At 69.2% G+C, this 793-nt stretch carries 1 protein-coding gene; it reads right to left on the bottom strand.

What is annotated here, in order from left to right; translation table 11 throughout:
• Nucleotides 1-754: stage II sporulation protein M (locus N878_RS23280; protein ID WP_021445903.1), on the bottom strand; the 754-nt coding region annotated here is incomplete at its 3' end.
• Between the last annotated feature and the right edge of the window lie 39 nt (nt 755-793).

Genomic DNA, 793 nt, shown 5'->3' with positions numbered 1-793 from the left:
GGGCGAGCAGCGCCCAGCCGAGCTTGAAGCCGGCGGCGCCGGCCAGGGCGATGGCGGTCAGCTCGAAGGCGCCGTGGCCGACGACGAAGGACCAGAAGGTCTCGCTGTAGCCGATGCGGGTCAGATGGCCGGCCACCGCGCCGATCATCAGGCCGTTGAACAACAGGAAGAACAGGCTGCCCAGGCCCAGCAGCAGGCCGCTGGCGAAGGTCTGAAAGGCGATGCCGATGTTGTTCATGATGTAGAAGCCGAACATCACCCAGTCGTCGCCGGCGTCACGCTCGCCGAAGCGGCCGAGGCGCCGCGCGTCGGGGTCGTACATTTTCTCCATCTCGCCGACCTGCTCGGGGCTGACCAGGCTGTAGATCAGCTCCGGGTAGAGGTAGGTCAGGCCGCCCATCAGCGCCAGGCTGCCGAAGAACAGCAGGCTGGCGACGCACACGCTGCGCCATTCGTTGCGCACCAGGCGGGGGAAACCGCCGAACAGGAAACGCACCAGCTGGGCGCCGAGGTGGCTGCGGTGGCGGTAGAACTGCTGGTGGCCGCGCATCGCCAGCTGCTGCAGCTGCTCGATCAGGTGGCTGCTGTAGCCGCGCGCCTCGGCCAGGGCCAGGTGCTGGCACAGCCGGCGATAGTCGGCAGCGAAGCGGCTGCCGGCCTGCGCCTCGGCCTTGCCTCGCTCGAGGGCGTCGAGCTGCGCGGCGAAGGCGTCCCAGTCGGCCTGGTGGCGGCTTTCGAACAGGCTCTGCTTCATGGCGCGCTCCCCAGCAGGCCGCGGGCGATGCCGTTCAGG

The organism is Pseudomonas sp. EGD-AK9, assembly GCF_000465935.2.
Taxonomy (GTDB): domain Bacteria; phylum Pseudomonadota; class Gammaproteobacteria; order Pseudomonadales; family Pseudomonadaceae; genus Aquipseudomonas.
The sequence above is the reverse complement of the archived record's forward strand: the minus strand, read 5'-3'. Positions and strand labels throughout refer to the sequence as shown.